We start from the raw sequence: 18,689 nt of genomic DNA on the forward strand, positions 1-18,689 counted from the left end.
CGGTCAGCTCGACCACTTGCGCTCGGTCAGGTTCTCGTAGAGCAACGCCGGGAGAGCCTTGCCTAGCTCTGCAAAGAGAGTGCTGTCGCCGAACAGGTCGTCGATGAAGGCCGGCGTCTCGTCCCGCACGCTCAGCAGCGCCCTGGTGAACGCCTTCGGCAGCGCCGGCGACTCGGCGAACTGCTGCGGACTGTTCACCGCTGCCTGGTTGGCAAGATCGACGTCCAACGCAAGCTTCCCCACAATGTGATTCATCTGCAGGTCGATGACGCCGAGACCGTACTTGTCGCCTAGGCGTTCGTTGAGCTTCTGGATGATCTCCTCAAGGGCGCTGCGATGCTTCTCGTGGATCGCGCCCGATCCGATCGCGGTGATGGGATCCAGCCCCGGCCCCTGCTCGAGATTCAGTTTCACCGACTCGCCCGCACTGATCTTGTACCCCACCAGGGTCACGTCCGAGATGTCGACCGGCTCCAGGATCGTCGCGGTCGACAGCTGCGGGAGGATGCGGCGGAAGAAGTAGTGCCGGCGGGGCAGGTCGGTGTCTTCGAGGTTGCGGGCCTGGGAGATGAAGTCGTAGAACTTCACGAAGTTGCCCACATCGGCCTTGAACAGGCGCAGCTCGTCCAGCTCGGCCTTGTCGCCATCGAGCACCGCGGCGACCCAGCGCTTCTGGAACCGGTCCACGGCCTGCTTTGTGGCAGCCGACACCTTTGAGTTCGCGTTGACCCCACCAAGGAGGGCGGCATCGAACGCCTGCTCGACCTCCGACATGTCGTAGATACCCGCCGAGTCGAGCTTGACCACGAGGTCGTAAATCAGGTTCGGGTCGGTCTTCGCGGTGAGCGTCGCCTTCCGGTAGTAGGGCAGGAACGCATCCAGCACCTCCTGGGGATCGTTGACGAAGTCGAGGACGAACGTCTTGTCCTTGCCCGGATATGTCCGGTTCAACCGCGACAGAGTCTGCACGGCCTGGACGCCGCCGAGCTTCTTGTCGACGTACATCGCAGCGAGTCGGGGCTGGTCGAACCCGGTCTGAAACTTCTCCGCGACGATCATCACGTTGAACGTCGCCGGCTTGAACGCTTCGGCGAGATCGGACGGCACCCCCGGGTTCTGGGTGCGCTCCGTCAGCCCCTCACCTACATCCTCCGGGTCCTCGACCGTGCCAGAGAACGCGACCAGTGATCGCACGTCCCGCACTCCGGCATGTGCGATGTAGGTGTCGAGGTACTTCTTCCACCGCACGGCCTCCACCCGCGACCCCGTAACTACCATCGCCTTCGCCTTCCCGTCTAGCAACGGCTGCACGAAGGTCCGGAAGTGGTCGACAACGATCTTCGCCTTCTGACTGATGTTCGTTGGATGCAGCCGCACGTACTGCACCAGCGCCTTCACCGCCGTCGACTCGTCGACCTCACCGCCATCGTCGTAGTCAGCATCGGGATGTTGCAGCTTCCACGCGACCTTGTACGGCGTGTAGTTCTGCAGCACGTCCAGGATGAAGCCTTCCTCGATCGCTTGCTGCATCGAATACAGATCGAACGGCTCCGGCAGATCCCCGCCCTCAGGCACCCGCCCGAACAACTCCAGCGTCTTCGCCTTCGGAGTCGCAGTGAACGCGAAGTAGGAAATGTTCGGAGCAGCTGCCGTGACCTCCATCGCCCACTGCAGGTACGCCTCCGAGTTAATCGGGGCACCTTCCGCGACGGCGGCCTGCTCGTCTGGGGAGAGCACTTTGGTCAGCGCGCCGGCGGTCGATCCGGTTTGAGATGAATGGGCCTCGTCCGCAATCACCGCGAACCGACGCCCCTGCAACTCCGGCAGGGTCTGGATCGCGGTGATCAGTGCTTCGAACGACTGGATCGTCACGATGACGATGTTCTTGCCACCTGTCAAAGCTGCGGCGAGCTGCTTAGACTTCGACTCACCGGCTTCCTTCGTGATCGACTGCACCACGCCGGTTTGCTTTTCGAACTGGCCGATCGCGTCCTGCAGCTGCTTGTCGAGCACCGTCCGGTCGGTGACCACCACGACCGTGTCGAACACCCGTGCGTTCTGGTCGTCGTGGAGCTGGGAGAGACGGTGCGCGAGCCACGAGATGGAGTTCGTCTTTCCCGATCCTGCCGAATGCTGCACCAGGTACCGGTTGCCCGCACCCTCCGCCCGCGCCGCCTCGACCAGGCGCGTCACGGCGCGCCACTGGTGATATCGGGGGAACAACACCCTCTCCGACTTCGTCTTCGTGCCCGTGTCGGGGTCGACGTCGACCTCGACCTGCAGGTGCACGAACGACGCCAGCAGCTGCAACCAGGTGTCGCGCTGCAGGATCTCCTCCCAAAAGTAGGAGGATGCGGAACCGTCCGGGTTCGGAGGATTCCCCGCCCCCTCGTGTGCGCCTTTGTTGAAGGGCAGGAACCGGGTCGCGGCTCCGGCGAGGCGCGTCGTCATCCTCACTTCGGAGTTCGACACCACGAAATGCACCAGCGACCGCTTCGCAAACCCGAACAACGGCTCACCCGCGGGTGACCGGTCAAACCGGTACTGGTCAACTGCGTTGCCGATCGCCTGCGTGAAGTCCGTCTTCAACTCGATGGTCGCGACCGGGATGCCGTTCACGAACAGCACCAGATCCAACGCCTTGTTCGGATGCCTCGCCGAGTAATGCACCTGACGCATCACCCGCACCCGCATCTTCGCGTAGGTGTCGAGCGTGTCCGGGTTCTGCGTGGTCGCCGGCCGGAACTGCGCCAACCGGAACTTCACCGCACCCCCGTGAAGCGGCACCAGCGAGAAGCCCTCGTGCAGAATCCGGATCGTCCCGCCGTTCTTCAGAGGGTCCAGATCCAGAGACTTCGCTAGGCGGCTCAGGATGCTGTCTCCCGCGGCCTTGCGCTGCGCGTCGGTGTCGCCCGGGCGAACGACCTTCGCGAACTCGGTCGGTTGCGAATCCGCGAGCCAACCGAGAATGTCCTCAGGGAATAGGGCGAGCTGCCGGTCGTACCCAGCGTCGGTCGGCGAGTACAGCCAGCCGCTCGCCGCGAGATGCTCTGCGATCTCGTTCTCCAGCACCGATTCCAGGTGCGCCCCAGCGACACCACTCATACCGCCACCCCCACGTCGATCCTCCCTGTCACCGCAGCCGAAATCAGCGCGGCACGACGCTCCCGCGCTAGCTCGACATTTCGCTGTGCTACCCCGACCGCGGCGTCGATCCGGGAAGTTGCTTCCTCGATATGCTTCACGATCTCGCGTTGCTGAGACAGCGAGGGAACAGGCATCTCGATCCGCCCGAGTTTGTCGCCTGACACGTTCGGGATCGTCGCAAATGCGCTAAGAGCTTCATAATGCCCCAGTCGTTTGACGTGCTGGAGCCAGTAGTTCAAGAATCGGCCGTCATGGCCCGGTCGGGGTCGCAAGCGGATCACATGATTCTGGAAGATCCAGCCAGGCAGATCTTGGGCGAGATAGTCGGACCTGCCGTAGCCTCCACCGCCTTCAACAAAAACGACGTCCCCGGATCGCAGCGCGAGGGTCCTACGGTCAGCGGGGGTCGCTTTCATCTCCTTCACGTCGCTCAAGTCGAGTCCATCGGGTTGAATGTTCGCGGCCCGCACATATGGGACCGGGTCGCCCTCGGACTTCGCTTCGTTGAGCATCTTGCCCACAACGACTGAATAAGCACTCTTGATGGGCAGCACCTTCCAAGGGGCCGGTACCGCACCGATCCACTCGGGACCCTCCGTTGACAACTCGACCCGTTCGTCTAGTCCCCGCGTGACAGCGCTGCCGATAACGGACGCGCGGCGTTCGGTGAGGAGGGTGATCAGTTCCTCGTTCTTCGCGATGAACGCGTCGATCTGCGCCGTCTCCCGATCCAGATAGTCCGCAATCGCCCGCTGCTCGCGCTCATTGGTCACGAGGACCGACACGTTGCCGAGATCGCCACCGCTGATAGCGGTGAACGTCGATCCTGTTGCAATGGAATTGAGCCAACCCGCTGAACTGAGCAGGAGCCAATATGCGTAGCGTGCGTGAATCGCTCGCGGCCTGACGGCGGCGAGACCTCTCCCGATCCCATACCGTTGATTGGCGATGTTGACGGCGCCGACAGGGGCGCGAACGGAGACGAGTAGAGCACCCGCATCTGCGATTCGTGGCGCGGAGTCGCAGCGGTGCACGGCCGTTGGGTACTGACCGCCGAACTCTGCATTGCCTTGAAGAAACGGCATCCCCTCGCCATCAAACGGCACCACATCTGACGACGACGGGGACTGACCCGCGTCCACTTTCGCCACGTGTTTCAGGCGCAGCCCCGTCGTCACCGTTCGACCTCGACGAGCATTGCCCGGAGTTGGTCCATGACGGCGTCGAGGTCGCGGTCTATCTCTTCGAGCGGTCGGGGCGGGATGTACTGGTAGAAGTGGCGGGTGAAGGGGATCTCAGCGCCTTCCTTGGTCTTTGAGTGGTCGACCCACGCGTCGGGCGCGTACGGGAGGACTTCGCGGGCGACGTAGGCGTCAACATCCTCGCCCCACGGCACGTTCTCGGTGTCGCGGAGCGACGCATCCGACTCCGGGCTACCCTTCGTGTCGGTGCAGATGTCGGCGCTGTCATCCTGCTCACCGAGCTCCGCGGTCACGGTCTTGAGCAGCGGTGCGGGAAGGGTGAGGCCTTCAGCTTTCGCGGCATCCTTCAGAACCTTTTGGAACTCGGCACGGTTCTTCCAGACCGTGTCGGTGCCGAGCCGGTCGAGCGCAGCACGCAGGGCGGCGGCATCCGTCTCGTTCAGTTTCTGGATGGCTTTGGCTTCGAAGACAGTGTCGATGCGTTCGGGGGTGGCGTGCCAGTTGAGCTTGAGGGGGCGTTCGACGGCAATGGTGCGGTAAAGGAAATCTTCGTTGTGGAAGATCTTCGAGTGCTCGAGGTCCTCGAATCCTGCGTACAGGCCGACGATGGTCTCGATGTTCTTCGGGGAAAGTTCGTTGCGCTTGGAGCCGAGGCCCTTGCGGAGCTTGGTGAACATCTCGCGGCTGTCGATGAGCTGCACCCGGCCCTTGCGGTTCTCGTCTTTGCGGTTGGTGAGGACCCAGATGTAGGTGGAGATGCCGGTGTTGTAGAACATATCCTTCGGCAACCCGATGATCGCTTCGACGAGGTCGTTGTCGAGCAGCCACTTGCGGATGTTCGATTCGCCACCGCCGGCGCCGCCGGAGAATAGCGGTGATCCATTGAGAACGATTGCCATGCGGGACCCGCCGTCTTCGGGCTTGCGCATCTTCGACACCAGGTGCAGCAGGAACAGCATGGCGCCGTCGCTGACGGCGGGGGTGCCGGGGCCAAAGCGACCGTTGAAGCCGAGTTTGGTGTGCTCGTCGTTAACATAGGTCCGTTGGTCTTTCCAGTCGACGCCGAACGGTGGGTTGGACAGACCGTAGTCGAACTTCTTGTCGGCGAAGTGGTCCTCGGTGAGGGTGTCGCCGAGGGCGATGTTGTCGACGTCCTGGCCCTTGATGACCATGTCGGCCTTGCAGATCGCGTACGACGCGTCGTTGTAGTCCTGCCCGTACAAGCTGAGCTGGATGCCCGGATTCAGGGTGCGGAGGTACTCGTCCGCGACGGATAGCATGCCACCGGTGCCGGCAGTCGGATCGTAGATCGATCGCACCACTCCCGACTTCGACAGGGCGTCGTCGTCGAGCGCGAACAGCAGCTCGACCATGAGCTTGATGACCTCGCGCGGGGTGTAGTGGTCACCGGCGGTCTCGTTCGATTTCTCGTTCGCGAATCGGACCAGCTCCTCGAACACGAGCCCCATCTGGATGTTGCTGATGGTGCGGGGGTGGAAGTCAGCCTGCGCGAACTTTTCGGTCACCGCGAAGAGCTTGTTCTTCTCCGCCAGCTTGTTCAGCGTCTTATCGAACTCGAACCGCTCGAAGATGTCCCGCACGTTCGGGGAGAACCCGGCCATATAGGAGGACAGGTTCGCACGGAGGTCAGCCGGGTCGGCGACCAGCTTGGCGAAGTCGAACGGGGACGTGTTGTAGAACTGGTGGTCGGATGCCTCGGTGAGCTTGATCGTCTGGAGCATCTCGGGAAGCGACTCGATGCCCTTCGCCGCCTCGAGGACGGCGGGCTTGGTGTCGGCGAGTACCGCATCCAGGCGGCGGAGCACGGTGAACGGAAGAACGACCGATCCGTACTCCGAGGGCTTGAACGGGCCGCGAAGAGACTCGGCGATATTCCAAATGAAGGCGACGTGATTCACCACAGGTGGGCACTCCTGCTGTAGAGCTCGAAGATCGAGCGGCCGAGCGGCCGCGATTCATTCATCCTCGCCTATTCGTGGCAGGAATGCGTTGTGCCCTCGTTGTCAGACGGCGACTGGGGTGAGACCCGGGGCGCGCATCGACATCCGAGGTGATCACGGGTCTGCGCGGAAGGCGCGACTGCATGCAAAGATCTGTGCCCCTGGAGGGACTCGAACCCCCAACCGTTTCCTTAGGACGGAACTGCTCTTCCATTGAGCTACAGAGGCTGGCCCATCGAGTCTACCGATCCCCCGGCGTCCGGTAGGTTCGCGACATGACCGTCCGGCGCGCACTTCCCCAGCTCGCCGCCACCGCATTGCTGCTCACCGGCTGCACCGATCAGGCACCGCCACCGCACGACCCACCCGCCGGACCTCAGCTTCCACCCGCCGGAGCCCAACTCGACTACCAGCTCGGCGGCGCCTACGACCCACCCGATGGCGTCGACATCGTCGTACGCGATCGGGCCGCGGCATCCGTCGACAACCTTTACTCGGTCTGCTACGTCAACGGCTTCCAGACGCAGCCGGGCGAGCTCGACGCTTGGCCTGATGACCTCCTGCTCCGCGATGACGAGGGCGAGCCGGTCATGGACCCCGACTGGCCGGACGAGATCATCCTCGACACACGCAAGGCGGACGAGATCGCGAAGATCGTCGGGCCGTGGATCCGCGACTGCGCCTCCGACGGGTTCGAGGCCGTCGAGTTCGACAACCTCGACACCTACACCCGCACCGACGGCGCCCTGAACCGTGACGACGCGCTCGACCTCGCGACCCTGCTCGTCGACACCGCGCACGACGTCGGACTCGCGGCCGGGCAGAAGAACGCCGCCGAGGACGCCTCGCTCCTCCACTCGCGCGCCGGCTTCGACTTCGCCGTGGTCGAGGAGTGCGCGGCCTACGCGGAGTGCTCCGCCTACACCGAGGTCTACGGCGATCACGTGCTCGTGATCGAGTACACCGACAACCTCCCCCGCCCGTGGGACGAGGTCTGCGCCGACCCGGAGACACCGGCATCCGTCGTTCTGCGAGACCGGGACCTCGTCACGCCGGATGACCCGGCGTACGTGTTCGAGACCTGCAAGTGACGTAGCTCACTCCTCCGACACGCTGGCGAGGAACCGCTCGCGGAGCGTGTTGAGGGTCTCGCCGTCGTGCGTCCGCCAGAAGTACCAGGCGTTGCCGCTCTGCCCCTGGCGCACGACCCGGGCAGCGCCCGCGGGGTCCGTGTAGCGCTTCCCCTCGTACTCGACCTGCCCTCCCGCGAGTACCTCGCAGCGGGCATCGGGACAGCGTTCATCGGTACAGGTCAGGGTGGTCCCGACCTCGAGCAGCCCTGCATCGACGAGTTGCGCATAAGTGACGGTCGCGCGCGATACGCGAGAGGCACGGTCCACGACCTTGCCGAGGTGCCCCGCCGGAACCGGCCACGTCTCGAGCAGGGCTCGGGTGAGTTCGGACGTGCGCTCATCGATCGCTTGCTCATCCCACTGCTCCACCGCTCGGTCGAGGATCGTCCGGTTGATGAGCAGGACGTCGTGGCGACGCAACTCGGCACGCTTCCCCTTGTCACCCAGCCAGGCGCTGTTCGACACGGACGCGTTCAAGGACGCCGTCAGCAACGTCAGGTTGCCGAGGCGATGGACGTGCGCGTCGCGATCCGCCTCGGCGGCGATGCCCTCCACCGGCCAGTTCGTGCGCCACCCGCGCGGAAGGATGTGCTCGACCTGCTGCTTGCCGCGGTGAACCCGCGCACCCGCCTTCGACGGCTTGACGTCCGTGTACCCCCGATACCAGTCCTCGACGGCTTGCAGCAGCATCCGTTGCATCGGTTGCGAGAACCGCCGATAGAACGGCTCCGTCGCGAGCGACCGCGTGATCTCCTCATCGCCTGGCCAATAGGTGCTGGCGGACTGGAGCCCGGTAAGGAACGTCTCGACAACTCGAACGACGTCTGAGTCCGGTGCCGCCCGTCCGGAGGCAATGAGGTCAGCCGCGACGCGACTGAGGTCACCGCTCAGCAATCTCAACAGACGTCGCCGCACGATCCAGCTCTCCACCATGGAGACGACCGCGGCCGCGTCGGCGGAACTGATGCCGGTCTCCGGCTCCGTCAGCCACAGGACGATCGGCTTCGTGATCTCGACCTGCGCGACAGCCATCCGATGGAAGTGCAGCTCGATGCGATCCAGATTTGCGTGGGCATCGCCGGCACGCTTCGTCAGTCCTTCGTACGTCGCCGCCTGCTCACTGATGACGCGGAGCAGATCGATCATCGACCCCTCGTTCTCGTGCTCGACGAAGAACTTGAACCGTGTGAAGGTCGATCGCGGGCTGATCTCCTTGCCGATTCGGGAGACGAGCCACTGGCTCAGGAAGACGGCGCTGCGGGTCGTGGTGTAACGCCCGACGCTCACCTCGCTCTCCCAGAACGGCGTTTCGAACGGCCATGCTTCGCGGTACGCCGCGTGCTCATCCTCGCCATCCTGCCGGAGCCTCTGGAAGACGAAGTTCTTGATCAGGTCTGCCGCGGTGAGCGGTGTGCCGCGCGCGTTAAGCGTTTCGAAGATCTCTTGCGAGTCCTCCGCGGCGGTCAGCTGGATGACCACCAGCTCGAGAGCCCCCTGAAGGGCCTCACGCAGAGCTTCGGCCCTCGCCGCGGTCGACTGCGGGTCCTCATCGAGCCACGACACGATGCGGTCATGGAAGAACTCGTGCGCCCTGACGATCAGCGAGTCACGGTTCTTCAGGCTGCTGTGATGGACCGGCGCGGCCGCCAGCATCACCTCTTCGAACGCGGCACGATCGCGATTGACGTGCCGCAACTTGAGACCGGATTCACCCTCGCGGACGAACATCGCAGTGTTGTGAGTCAGATATTCCAGCTGAGCCGCATGGGCGTCGAGATCACGAGCCGCGAACGCCGCACCTGCGGCATCCAACACAAGCTGCAGCGTGGTGAGCCGCTGTTGTCCGTCGACAATGAAGAACTCCTGCACCCCTGTGGGACGACCCTCGGCCTGCTGCGTGACGACGGCGCCGAGGAAGTGGCTGGCCGACGCGCCCGGCGTCACCATGCGATGCTCCGCGATTCGACGGATGTCCGACCAAAGCGGCCCCCACTGCTCGTCCTCGGTCCACACGTACGGCCGCTGATACAACGGCACGGTGAGGTGCTGCGGCATTCCGAAGATGCCCTGCGGCGTGGTGACGTCCGTCTTCATCGAGGTTCGCCCTTCGTTCGAGATCGCGGGGCTCTCGCTCGCACACCGAGCACGCATGTCGGTCAGCGTCGACCCCCTTCGTATCGTGCCAGACACCTGCTCCCCCGGAGCCCGATGTCCGGAGTTTTCGATAGCGTGCACGGATGGTCGCCTACGCCGAACTCACGGATGTCGCCGCTGTCGAACGAGCCCTCGAGGAGTTCGATCGGTTGGGGCGGCACGCCTTCTTGCAGAAATACGGGTACGGCGAAGCACGCGAGTACTTCCTCGTGACGGAGTCCGGTCGCTACGACTCGAAAGCGATCTTCGCCGCCGCGTACGAATATCAGCACGGGATCGCAGTGTCGAACGATGAGATCCACGGCGGGCGAGGAGCCGCGGCCAGTCGCCTGGCGGACCTTGGTTTCGATATCGAAGGACTGGACGACTCTCAGAATCGACGCACCTTCGCGACGTTCGACGAGGCCCTTGCCGAGTTCCGGATTCCCCTCGAGAACATGAGCGCAGTGCGGGATTTCCTCTCTCAGCATCGCTACCGCGAGTTCTACATCCCGCGAAGTCGCACTTACATCGCCGGCGTACCCTACGAAGGCGACCAGAAGGCCTTCTTCCACAGCGGGTACATCTGGCATCGGGTGGGGAAAGGCGTCGGCCAGACGATCGAGCTCCCCGTGAACAGGCTGCGAGACGGTGGCGGCAGTCGCAACTCGAAGGCAGAAGCTCGCGTCAGCTTCTGCCCTGACTGCTCGATGCAGCTTCCCGCGAGCGGCGCATGCGCGTACTGCTAAATGCTCGTCACGTAGCCTGATGCCGTTCGCGCCCCCACCCTGACCACACCGGCGGAAGCACCTCGCCACCAGGAGGCCACCCCACCATGAGCACGGACCCCGCACCCGCGGCATCCACCCCCGCCACTCCGGACACGCGCGGAACCACCACCGTCCCGTGGATCGCCGTCATCGCCTTCACGGTCATCGCGTGCGGGCTCGCCTGGCTCGTCACGCTTCCCCTCTGGACGGGTGACGGCCTCGCCACCCCCATCGCACCGCTGCTCCTGCCGGTGATGATGTTCACACCGGCCGTCGCCGCACTCATCGTCACCCTGTTCCTGCGCCGCACGGCCGGACGGCGGGCCTGGCGCATGCTCGCCCTCGTCCCGATCAAGCCCCTCGGCCGCTTCTTCGGCCTGCTCGGCATCGGCCTCGCCACCGCCGTCGTTGTGCCGGTGCTCGCCACGTTCATCGCCGCCGCGACCGGAGCGCTGCAGCTCGACCTCGTGAACTTCTCGGGCTTCGCCGCAGCTCTCCAGGCTCAGCTCGACGCAGCCGGAACGCCAAACATCGCAGTCCCCGTCGGCGTGCTCGTCATCACCCAGCTCGCCTTCATTCCCGTCGGTGCCGTGATCAACTCGTTCCTCGCGTTCGGCGAAGAGCTCGGCTGGCGCGGCTGGCTGCTCTCCGCCCTCCGCCCCCTCGGCACCTGGCCGGCGCTGCTCATCAGCGGCGTCATCTGGGGCCTCTGGCACGCGCCGATCATCCTGCTCGGCTACAACTTCGCCGAGCCCAACCTCTTCGGGGTCGCCCTGATGGTGATGGGATGCCTCAGCTTCGGCATCCTGCTCGGCTGGCTGCGCCTGCGATCTGGCAACGTGTGGCCCGCTGTCCTCGGCCACGGCGCGTTCAATGCCGCCGCCGGCTTCGCGTTCCTCGTGTCTACGCCCGAGCTGCAGCCGCTCGCCGCGTCACCGCTCAGCTGGCCGGGCTGGCTCGCGTGCGCCGCGGTCATTCTCCTGCTGCTGGCGCTCGGCCAGTTCAAGAAGTCGCGACTGCCGCAGACCGGCGCCTGACGCGCTCAGGCGTCGGGCGACGATCCCGACGGCGGCTCGTCGCTCTCGCGCTTCTTCCCCCACCCGGTTTCACGCCGCAATTGCACGAACCCGGCGGAGATGAGCACCAGCGCCACGACGATGAACAGCACCCGCACCCAGGCATTCAGGCCCGGGAGCAGCAGGTTCGGCAGGGCACCGGCGAAGGTCGCGCCGATGAAATACCAGACTGCGACCGGGGTCTCGTTCTTTGGTTCAGTCATCGCGTGCTCCTTCCGTCCTCAACGACGGTAGGCGGCGGGCACAGCGGCACGCCTCCCCCGCGCGGCGGAGATCGCTACTCGGCGAGCTTCTGCTCGGTGTGGGCGATGCGCTCGCGGCGCCACTCCGCCGACGACACGTGCAGATCGCTGAGAGATGCCCGGCGGAACACGGCCTCCGCGGCGCTCGCACCGACTCCGAGCAGCGACTCGACCGCCGCGACCGCGGCCTCCTCCGTCGTCGTGCCCGCGATCGCCGAAGCGATCTCGGCGAGGCGAGGGCCGGCATCCAGAATGGCCCGCTGCTCGAGGAGATCCGCCGCCAGAGCCGCCCGGTTCTGGTCCGATCCCTCCCAACGCTCGTTGGCCTGCGCATCCTTGACGGACTCCGCAGACACCTGAATCTGCAGCGGCTCGGCCACCACCCGAAGCGGAACCAGCCAGGCATGCAACGTGTTCTCGCCCGGCACGACCGCCGCCCACGCGTCTTCATCGATATCGACCGGCACGCGCGCGTACTCGCCCGGGTCGAGCGGCACCGCCGGCATCCCGCCCGACGCCGCCCAGGTCATGAGCACCCTCGACTCGTGCGCACCGGTCACGGAGCCGACCACCTGGAACGAGTCACCGTCGGGCTCCCAGCGCTGACTGCCGGTGTTGACGACATCGATCACGAAACCATCCGGACCGGCATCCGGCCGGGCCACCGACGGCCACCGCAGAGCGAGACCGCGACGGCGCTCGGCGTGACTGGCCCGCAGCCGCTCAGGACTGTCGACGAACCACACCTCCTCCCCCGGTCGCAGGTACGCAACCCACCACGATGTCCGCTCGGCGTCCAGCGGAGCTCCGACGACCGCCTCGTCGCCACGTTGCCGCAATACCCGCCAACCCTCCGACACCTGCGCCTCGATGGGCTCCACTCCAAGCCGGGCGGCGAGCTCTGCGAAGGCCTCACCCTCGCCGGAGACAGCTGCAGGATCTACAGCGGAATGGCCGATACGCGGGAGCTCGTCGTCCGGGTTCATGCGGCCATGCTTGCACGACCGGTGCTCAGCCCACCGGCACCCGCCGCCGCGCCCCGACGCAGACGCCGATCGCCGCGATCGCCAGCACCCCGACGCCGCCCCACACCCAGCCGGCGAACGACCTCCCGGCGGGCGGCGCGGCATCGCGGACGGCCTGCGCTGTCCTCTCCGAGACCAGCGTCGCGACCTCACCGACAGGCGTCCCCGCGCGGATGTCGGAGAACGTCGCTGAGCCGACCGGTGTCACGACGTCGTCCCACACCGCGTACCAGGCAGCGACCGTCGGATCCGAGACCAGTGCGGCATCCGCGTCGACATCGACGATCGCGGCGGCCGTCGCAGCATCCCCGTCGACACCTGCGAACTCGGCCACGCTGTCCGGAGACTCACGCCACACCCGGTAGATCGCCAGCGCCTCACCTGAGGACGACAGCACCGGCGCCACCCACTCGTCGAGCGCCGTCACCGGATCGCCGGCGTCTCCGGCGATCAGAGCGTCACTCCAGCGATACACCCGGTGCACGGGACCGAAGGATGCCGCACCCTCGAGCTCAGGCAGGGTGCCGGTGTCGACGGCCATCTCGATCGACAGGGCCGCCCGCACGTCGGCGGGCGTCTCCGGCTCCGACGCCTGCGCGGCAGCCGCCCCACCGACGACCAACGCCGCCACGATCGACGCCATGAAGCGCCACCGACGTTTCGTCATGCGGTCCCCCCTTTCGCTGAACGTAGCGCTCACGGTCACGGCTGTGGGTCACGATCCGGTGGCGATCGCCGCCGTCAGCGACAATAGTTGCAGATCAGCAAGTAGCAACCTAGCGTGGTCGGACGGCCGGAGACAGGAGGATGCATGGATGACGCACGGCGGGCGACCCTCGCAGATCTGCCCTCAGCCCCAGCCTGGCGGTGGACCGCCTCGGAGATCACTTTGATCGTCGGCATCCCTCTGATCGCCTACATCGGCGGCGTCGCTGCCGCAGCCGGCTCGACACCCGGATTCGTGCTCGTCTGCTTCGCGGCTGTGGCAACGGTGACGCTTCAGGCACTGCGGGTGATCCGCCGCAACCAGCCACGCGTACCGGCCTACACCGCCCCGGTCGCCGTGTTCGTCGCAGTCGTCACCATTCTGACCGGCTGGAACCTCCTCCAGTTCGCCCCGCATACATCGCTCGCGACGTGGTTGTGGCCCGCCATTCCGGTCGCCCTCTTCATCGCGCTCGTCGCACTGATCCGGCGGGGTCGCCGATGACCGAAGCCGCGACGGAGCGGGAACTGCTCGTGCTGCCGCGGTTCAAAGTCCTCGGATTCCTGTGCCAGGTCGACGAGTCCGACTACCGGTCACTCGAGGAGTTCACCGGCCTGAGCATCCCCGACATCTCCAAAGCCGTCGGCTTCCTCGACGATCGCTCACTCGTCCAGGTGCGCAAGGAACGTATCGGCCGGTACGCGCACACGGTCGTGCGGGCGACACCCCTCGGGGTACGGACCTTCCGGAACCTGCTCGACGGCCTTCGCAAGTACGGGATAAGCTGATCAAAACCTAAAGGGTGTAGGTTAATCCTCGTGCCCCGCGCGAACCTCTCCCCCGACGCCCTCACCAGGGCGGCGCTCGACCTCATCGACGCCGGCGGACCGGGCGCGCTCTCGATGTCGGCGCTCGCCCGACGCGTCGGCGTGCAGACTGCCAGCCTCTACGCGCACGTCCGCGACCTCGCCGCGCTCCGCAGCGCCGTCCAGGCCGCCGTCTTCACCGAGCTCGCCGACACCATCGGCGAGTCCCCCACCCTCCGCGACCTCGCGAACACGCAACGCGCCTACGCCTTCGCGCACCCGGCACGCTGGGCGATGATCTCGCGGCCCGTCGAGCACAACGAGATCACCGGGCCGGCGGCATCCCGCATCTCCGCGCTCGTCGTCGGCTCGCTGGGCGACTACGCCCTTCCCGCGAGCGAGACCGTGCACGCGGTCCGCTTCGCGAGCGCCACCATCGCCGGCTATCTCGCCCTCGAAGCCGCCGACTCGTTCGCCCACCGCGACGAGACCACCGACGCCTCGTGGAACCGCGCCCTCGACGCCCTCGACCGCGCCCTCCGCACCTGGACCCCCAAGGACCCCGCATGATCGACATCACCCTCGACACCACGACCGTCCGCGGACTCGCCGAGCTCGAACCCACGAGCCGCGGCCTGCGGCCGCACCGCCTGCCCGCATGGGTGCGCACCCAGTACCCCGAGCCGCAACTGCTCGGCGTCGAGGCGCAGCCCGCCGGCGCCCGCATCGCGGTGGGCACCGCGGCATCCCGCCTCGAACTCGACCTCCACTCCACGCGCGCCACCCTGGGCGGTCTCTCCCGCCCGCGCGGACGCGTCGACGTCCGCATCGACGGCACCCTGCACGACAGCATCGAGCTCGACGGCGGCGACACCGTCGACACCGACCCGGCCACCGGCATCCGTCAGCTCGTCGAAGGACCGGTGCAGCGCATCACCGTCGACGGACTCGACCCGCGCGACAAGCTCGTCGAGCTCTGGCTGCCGCACAACGAGACGATCGAGCTCATCGCCCTGCGCGCCGACGCACCCGCCTCCGCCGACACGACCGAACGCCCGCGCTGGGTGCACCACGGCAGCTCGATCAGCCAGGGATCCAACGCGACACAGCCGAGCCGCACCTGGGTCTCGCTCGCCGCCCGCCGCGCCGGACTCGACCTCCGCAACCTCGGCGTCGGCGGCAGCGCCCAGGTCGACCCGTTCATGGCGCGCGTCATCCGCGACACCCCCGCCGACATCATCAGCGTCGCGCTCGGCATCAACGTCGTCAACGCCGACGCGATGCGGCTGCGCGCGTTCGTGCCGGCGGTGCACGGCTTTCTCGACACGATCCGCGACGGCCACCCCGACACGCCTCTGCACCTCATCACGCCGATCTGGTGCGGCATCCACGAAGACGCCCCCGGCCCCGGCATCATCGACCCCGCCTCGTTTGCCACCGGCACCCTCCTCTTCGGCGCCGCCGGCACCCCCGTCGACACCGCCGGCGGACGCCTCACGCTCCGCGTCATCCGCGACGCCCTCGCCGATGTCCACGCGCACCGCGACGACCCGAACCTGCACCTCATCGACGGCCTCGCCCTCTACGGCGAAGCGGATGCCGCCACCCACCCGCTCCCCGACCGGCTGCACCCGAGCCCCGAGGCGCATCGCCTCATCGGCGAGCGCTTCGCGGCGATCGCGTTGCAGTCAGGCGGGGTGCGCGAGCGGTGAGCTGACCGCGAGGCTCAGCGCCGGATCAACACCCGCGTGCCGGATCACCACCCGAAAGCGTGCAATCAGCTGGTGACTCGGCAACCGAGTGGTGACTCGACGCGGGATGCCGCGAACCGGCACTCTCTCCACTCGCACGCGACCATGCGGCCCGACTTGCTCCCGGCTCAACACCCGCGTGCCGAATCACCACCCGAAAGCGTGCAGTTGCCGGTGACTCGGCAACCGGGTGGTGACTCGGCGCAGGATGCCGACCGTCGGCGCACGATGTCGCGACCCACACAGCCCCACGCCCGCGCGCTCCGCCCCTCAGGCGAACGCAGCGATCTGCAGCAGGTTCCCGACCGTATCGCTGAGCACCGCGGTGGTCACCGGTCCGTGATCGATCGGCGCCTGCGTGAACTCGACCCCGAGCCCCTGCAGCCGCTCGTACTCGGCCGGCACGTCGTCGACACCGAGCACGAAGAACGGGATCCCGTCCTCGAGCAGCGCGTCGGCGAACGGCGGCACCGCAGGGTGGGCCTTGGGCTCCAGCGACAGCTGGGTACCCTCGGGCGCCGCGGGGTCGACGACCGTCAGCCACCGGAACTCGCCCATTGGGACGTCCGCGGCCACGGCGAAGCCGAGCTTCTCGGTGTAGAACTCGAGCGCGCGCTGCTGGTCGTCGACGAACACGCTCACGGTCTGGATCTTCATGACTCTCCTTCGGGAAGGGGCCAGCGCTCCGAGATCTGAGCGAGCGGCCGGGTGTCGATCGTGTGGAACTTGAACTTGCCGCGACGCTCACTGTGCACGAGGCCCGCCTCTTCGAGGACCGCCAGATGCTGCGACACCGCCTGCCGCGAGTGCGTCACGCCGCGATCGGCCAGCCGCACGCACAGCTCGAAGAGCGTCTGCCCGTCGCGCTCGGCGAGGTCGTCGAGAATCATCCGACGCGTCTCGTCGGCGAGAGCCTTGAACACGTCGCCCATGCCGCGAGTATAGGCAAGTACCTACTTGCCTATCAAGACTGCGACTGGTGAGTGGCACCCCTCGTCGATAGCCTGCGGGGATGAGCGCTTTCCCGACCACGTCAGGACGGCGCTGCGCATCAGCGAGAAGCACGACCGCGCTCTTGGCTGTCCTCGGAGTTGCATCGCTCGCCGGCTGCACCGTGAACACCGCCGAACCCTCTCCGCCGCCCGCGCCGACCGTGGAGACCGAGACTGTCGAGGAGACTGATCCGGTCCCGGCGCCGGTCCCTCTTCCCGAAGCCTGCGCATCCTCCCAGGCGCGCGATGACCTCGGCCCGCGCAGCGGTGCGAACGGCGACGTCTACGAGGAGGACGCGAACGGCCTCGCCACTGTCTATGCCGTCGCGTACAACGACACGTTCCATGACATCGCCGCTCGTTTCTGCCTCGACGAGGACGAGCTGCGCACGGACAACCACATCGACGAGCTCATCGCAGACGAATACATCGCCCTCCAGCCGGAGTCGTACGACGACGCGCGCCGAGCCTCGGGGTACAACTTTCCCGCATGCCCGGTCTCCATGAACGACAATCCGCTCGTCGCCTCGATCAGCTGGTGGGCCGACGACGAGTCGGACGAGACGTATCGGGCGAGCGTTCAGGGCACGCCACGCGACACGGGCGCCGCTCGGGGCGCGACGGGCGATGTCCGGACAGATGCCGCGGGCGACCTCGTCGACTACACCGTCGCCGCGAACGACACCTGGCGGGGCATCCGGGACCGATTCTGCTTCGACTATTACTTCATGTGGTCACTCACTGGGACCGCCGAGACACCCGTCCTTCACCCCGGCGATGTCATCCCGCTCAAGCCGCGGTTCCTCGAGCTTCCCGTCGAGTGAGCTCGCTCACCCCACCGGATAGTCGACGTACGCGAACCGCGACCCGTCCGATGTCCAGCTGTTCACGTTGATCGTGCCCTGTCCGCCGAACACCGTCGCGACGGTCTCAGGGTGGTGCCAATGCCCGTTCCGCACGAGACGCAGCTCGACCTCGAGGTCGGCCGGGTGCCCCTGCGTCTCCGGTGGGAAGCTGATGTAGACCGCGTCCCGCCCGGTCGGCGACGGGTGCGGAAACCAGTTCACCCGGTCGTCGAACGTCAGCTGCTCGAGCCCGGAACGGTCGCGCCGCATCCGCGCGATCTGCGCATGCCCCGGCGTCTGGGAGAACTCCTCGGTGTTCAGGTAGATCCACGATCCGCCCGGCGACCACTCGCTGCCGTCGGCGACCTGACCCGTCGTCAACGGCACATCCTCCGACCCGTCGATCCGCGCGGTCCGCAGGTCGGCCGACAGCACCTCGCCGTCCTCGATCGAGAGCGCCGTGTACGCGATCCACGCGCCATCCGGGCTCACCCCGTGCAGGAAGTGCATGAACGGGTCGTCCGGATTCGTGATCCGCACGCCCTCACCGCCGGTCCGCGGCGCCCGGTAGATCTGTCCGTCATTCGCGGACAACAGGATGTCGCCCGACTTCGGCACGAGCACATGGTCGTTGTTGATGGGCGGGATGCCGGTGAACGGCACTTCGACGAAGTCAGCACCGCCGGCATCCGCGTCGATGGACCACAGCAGCCCGCCGCCGTTCAGCAGCAGACCTTCCGGCGCCCAGTTCGGCGCCTCGAGCAGGACCTCATCGGTCTCGAAGATGACCCGGTCGGTGCCGGTCACGACGTCGTAGACGTGGACGCGGCATCGCTGCCCGTCGAGGGCGAAGTCGCGCGGCGGGAAAACGGTGATGGCCATGCCTCACCGTATCCGGCC

Annotated in this window: 18 protein-coding genes and 1 tRNA gene; 8 read left to right on the plus strand and 11 right to left on the minus strand. The window is 66.5% G+C overall.

Annotation, left to right across the window (positions count from 1 at the left end; genetic code table 11):
- Nucleotides 1-3: 3 nt before the first annotated feature.
- The 4 genes from QE428_RS00360 to QE428_RS00375 all read right to left on the minus strand — a co-directional run bounded on the left by QE428_RS00360 (nucleotide 4) and on the right by QE428_RS00375 (nucleotide 6,538).
- Nucleotides 4-3,105 carry a type I restriction endonuclease subunit R gene (locus QE428_RS00360; protein WP_307461803.1) on the minus strand — a complete coding sequence of 1,034 codons (3,102 nt, stop codon included), beginning with the start codon at nucleotides 3,103-3,105 and terminating at the stop codon, nucleotides 4-6.
- Entirely contained in the window at nucleotides 3,102-4,325 is a 1,224-nt protein-coding gene (locus tag QE428_RS00365) for a restriction endonuclease subunit S (RefSeq protein WP_307461805.1), read from the minus strand. Before QE428_RS00365 ends, QE428_RS00360 begins: the two co-directional genes overlap by 4 nt.
- Entirely contained in the window at nucleotides 4,322-6,271 is a 1,950-nt protein-coding gene (locus QE428_RS00370) for a class I SAM-dependent DNA methyltransferase (protein WP_307461808.1), read from the minus strand. Before QE428_RS00370 ends, QE428_RS00365 begins: the two co-directional genes overlap by 4 nt.
- A gap of 195 nt (nucleotides 6,272-6,466) precedes the next feature.
- Nucleotides 6,467-6,538, minus strand: a tRNA-Arg gene (locus QE428_RS00375).
- A 47-nt stretch (nucleotides 6,539-6,585) separates the two neighbouring features.
- Between QE428_RS00375 and QE428_RS00380 the strand changes: the two genes are divergently transcribed.
- Nucleotides 6,586-7,401 (plus strand): endo alpha-1,4 polygalactosaminidase, encoded by an 816-nt coding sequence (locus QE428_RS00380; protein WP_307461812.1) that lies wholly within the window; start codon nucleotides 6,586-6,588, stop codon nucleotides 7,399-7,401.
- Nucleotides 7,402-7,407: 6 nt separating this feature from the next.
- Here the strand turns inward: QE428_RS00380 and QE428_RS00385 are convergent, their stop codons facing one another.
- Complete coding sequence (locus tag QE428_RS00385; protein WP_307461816.1) at nucleotides 7,408-9,537, minus strand: DUF262 domain-containing protein; 2,130 nt, start codon at nucleotides 9,535-9,537, stop codon at nucleotides 7,408-7,410.
- Nucleotides 9,538-9,680: 143 nt separating this feature from the next.
- On the opposite strand from QE428_RS00385, the gene QE428_RS00390 reads away from it, so the two are divergent.
- Both QE428_RS00390 and QE428_RS00395 read left to right on the plus strand, forming a co-directional pair.
- Nucleotides 9,681-10,325 (plus strand): hypothetical protein, encoded by a 645-nt coding sequence (locus QE428_RS00390; RefSeq protein WP_307461818.1) that lies wholly within the window; start codon nucleotides 9,681-9,683, stop codon nucleotides 10,323-10,325.
- 86 nt (nucleotides 10,326-10,411) lie between these two features.
- Nucleotides 10,412-11,383: a CPBP family intramembrane glutamic endopeptidase gene (locus QE428_RS00395; RefSeq protein WP_307461820.1), complete on the plus strand. Its 972-nt coding sequence runs from the start codon at nucleotides 10,412-10,414 to the stop codon at nucleotides 11,381-11,383.
- Between the two features lie 5 nt (nucleotides 11,384-11,388).
- On the opposite strand, the gene QE428_RS00400 is transcribed toward QE428_RS00395, so the two are convergent.
- The 3 genes from QE428_RS00400 to QE428_RS00410 form a co-directional block, all read right to left on the minus strand.
- Nucleotides 11,389-11,625 (minus strand): hypothetical protein, encoded by a 237-nt coding sequence (locus tag QE428_RS00400; protein ID WP_307461822.1) that lies wholly within the window; start codon nucleotides 11,623-11,625, stop codon nucleotides 11,389-11,391.
- 74 nt (nucleotides 11,626-11,699) lie between these two features.
- Entirely contained in the window at nucleotides 11,700-12,650 is a 951-nt protein-coding gene (locus tag QE428_RS00405) for a hypothetical protein (protein WP_307461825.1), read from the minus strand.
- Between the two features lie 25 nt (nucleotides 12,651-12,675).
- Nucleotides 12,676-13,356 carry a hypothetical protein gene (locus QE428_RS00410; RefSeq protein ID WP_157681079.1) on the minus strand — a complete coding sequence of 227 codons (681 nt, stop codon included), beginning with the start codon at nucleotides 13,354-13,356 and terminating at the stop codon, nucleotides 12,676-12,678.
- A 144-nt stretch (nucleotides 13,357-13,500) separates the two neighbouring features.
- On the opposite strand from QE428_RS00410, the gene QE428_RS00415 reads away from it, so the two are divergent.
- The 4 genes from QE428_RS00415 to QE428_RS00430 are packed head-to-tail and all read left to right on the plus strand — an operon-like array spanning nucleotide 13,501 to nucleotide 15,913.
- Entirely contained in the window at nucleotides 13,501-13,899 is a 399-nt protein-coding gene (locus tag QE428_RS00415) for a hypothetical protein (RefSeq protein WP_091355286.1), read from the plus strand.
- Nucleotides 13,896-14,183: a transcriptional regulator gene (locus tag QE428_RS00420; protein WP_091355290.1), complete on the plus strand. Its 288-nt coding sequence runs from the start codon at nucleotides 13,896-13,898 to the stop codon at nucleotides 14,181-14,183. The genes QE428_RS00415 and QE428_RS00420 overlap by 4 nt, the downstream gene beginning before the upstream one ends.
- 30 nt (nucleotides 14,184-14,213) lie before the next feature.
- On the plus strand, nucleotides 14,214-14,771 hold the full coding sequence (locus QE428_RS00425; protein ID WP_307461839.1) for a TetR/AcrR family transcriptional regulator: 558 nt from the start codon (nucleotides 14,214-14,216) through the stop codon (nucleotides 14,769-14,771).
- Nucleotides 14,768-15,913 (plus strand): GDSL-type esterase/lipase family protein, encoded by a 1,146-nt coding sequence (locus QE428_RS00430; RefSeq protein ID WP_307461844.1) that lies wholly within the window; start codon nucleotides 14,768-14,770, stop codon nucleotides 15,911-15,913. The genes QE428_RS00425 and QE428_RS00430 overlap by 4 nt, the downstream gene beginning before the upstream one ends.
- A gap of 309 nt (nucleotides 15,914-16,222) precedes the next feature.
- Here the strand turns inward: QE428_RS00430 and QE428_RS00435 are convergent, their stop codons facing one another.
- Both QE428_RS00435 and QE428_RS00440 read right to left on the minus strand, forming a co-directional pair.
- Nucleotides 16,223-16,609 carry a VOC family protein gene (locus tag QE428_RS00435; RefSeq protein ID WP_307461847.1) on the minus strand — a complete coding sequence of 129 codons (387 nt, stop codon included), beginning with the start codon at nucleotides 16,607-16,609 and terminating at the stop codon, nucleotides 16,223-16,225.
- Nucleotides 16,606-16,884: a helix-turn-helix transcriptional regulator gene (locus QE428_RS00440; RefSeq protein ID WP_091355304.1), complete on the minus strand. Its 279-nt coding sequence runs from the start codon at nucleotides 16,882-16,884 to the stop codon at nucleotides 16,606-16,608. The genes QE428_RS00435 and QE428_RS00440 overlap by 4 nt, the downstream gene beginning before the upstream one ends.
- A gap of 182 nt (nucleotides 16,885-17,066) precedes the next feature.
- On the opposite strand from QE428_RS00440, the gene QE428_RS00445 reads away from it, so the two are divergent.
- Nucleotides 17,067-17,768, plus strand: coding sequence for a hypothetical protein (locus QE428_RS00445; protein ID WP_307461853.1), 702 nt, complete (start codon nucleotides 17,067-17,069; stop codon nucleotides 17,766-17,768).
- 6 nt (nucleotides 17,769-17,774) lie between these two features.
- Here the strand turns inward: QE428_RS00445 and QE428_RS00450 are convergent, their stop codons facing one another.
- Complete coding sequence (locus QE428_RS00450) at nucleotides 17,775-18,671, minus strand: hypothetical protein (RefSeq protein ID WP_307461855.1); 897 nt, start codon at nucleotides 18,669-18,671, stop codon at nucleotides 17,775-17,777.
- Nucleotides 18,672-18,689: the final 18 nt, after the last annotated feature.

This window comes from Microbacterium sp. SORGH_AS_0505 (assembly GCF_030818715.1).
GTDB lineage: Bacteria > Actinomycetota > Actinomycetes > Actinomycetales > Microbacteriaceae > Microbacterium.

Coding starts and splice junctions, on each gene's coding strand:
- QE428_RS00395 (WP_307461820.1), top strand. CDS start 10,412: ATGAGCACGGACCCCGCACCCGCGGCATCCACCCCCGCCACTCCGGAC.
- QE428_RS00420 (WP_091355290.1), top strand. CDS start 13,896: ATGACCGAAGCCGCGACGGAGCGGGAACTGCTCGTGCTGCCGCGGTTC.
- QE428_RS00435 (WP_307461847.1), bottom strand. CDS start 16,609: ATGAAGATCCAGACCGTGAGCGTGTTCGTCGACGACCAGCAGCGCGCG.
- QE428_RS00400 (WP_307461822.1), bottom strand. CDS start 11,625: ATGACTGAACCAAAGAACGAGACCCCGGTCGCAGTCTGGTATTTCATC.
- QE428_RS00385 (WP_307461816.1), bottom strand. CDS start 9,537: ATGAAGACGGACGTCACCACGCCGCAGGGCATCTTCGGAATGCCGCAG.
- QE428_RS00450 (WP_307461855.1), bottom strand. CDS start 18,671: ATGGCCATCACCGTTTTCCCGCCGCGCGACTTCGCCCTCGACGGGCAG.
- QE428_RS00360 (WP_307461803.1), bottom strand. CDS start 3,105: ATGAGTGGTGTCGCTGGGGCGCACCTGGAATCGGTGCTGGAGAACGAG.
- QE428_RS00415 (WP_091355286.1), top strand. CDS start 13,501: ATGGATGACGCACGGCGGGCGACCCTCGCAGATCTGCCCTCAGCCCCA.
- QE428_RS00380 (WP_307461812.1), top strand. CDS start 6,586: ATGACCGTCCGGCGCGCACTTCCCCAGCTCGCCGCCACCGCATTGCTG.
- QE428_RS00390 (WP_307461818.1), top strand. CDS start 9,681: ATGGTCGCCTACGCCGAACTCACGGATGTCGCCGCTGTCGAACGAGCC.
- QE428_RS00440 (WP_091355304.1), bottom strand. CDS start 16,884: ATGGGCGACGTGTTCAAGGCTCTCGCCGACGAGACGCGTCGGATGATT.
- QE428_RS00430 (WP_307461844.1), top strand. CDS start 14,768: ATGATCGACATCACCCTCGACACCACGACCGTCCGCGGACTCGCCGAG.
- QE428_RS00405 (WP_307461825.1), bottom strand. CDS start 12,650: ATGAACCCGGACGACGAGCTCCCGCGTATCGGCCATTCCGCTGTAGAT.
- QE428_RS00410 (WP_157681079.1), bottom strand. CDS start 13,356: ATGACGAAACGTCGGTGGCGCTTCATGGCGTCGATCGTGGCGGCGTTG.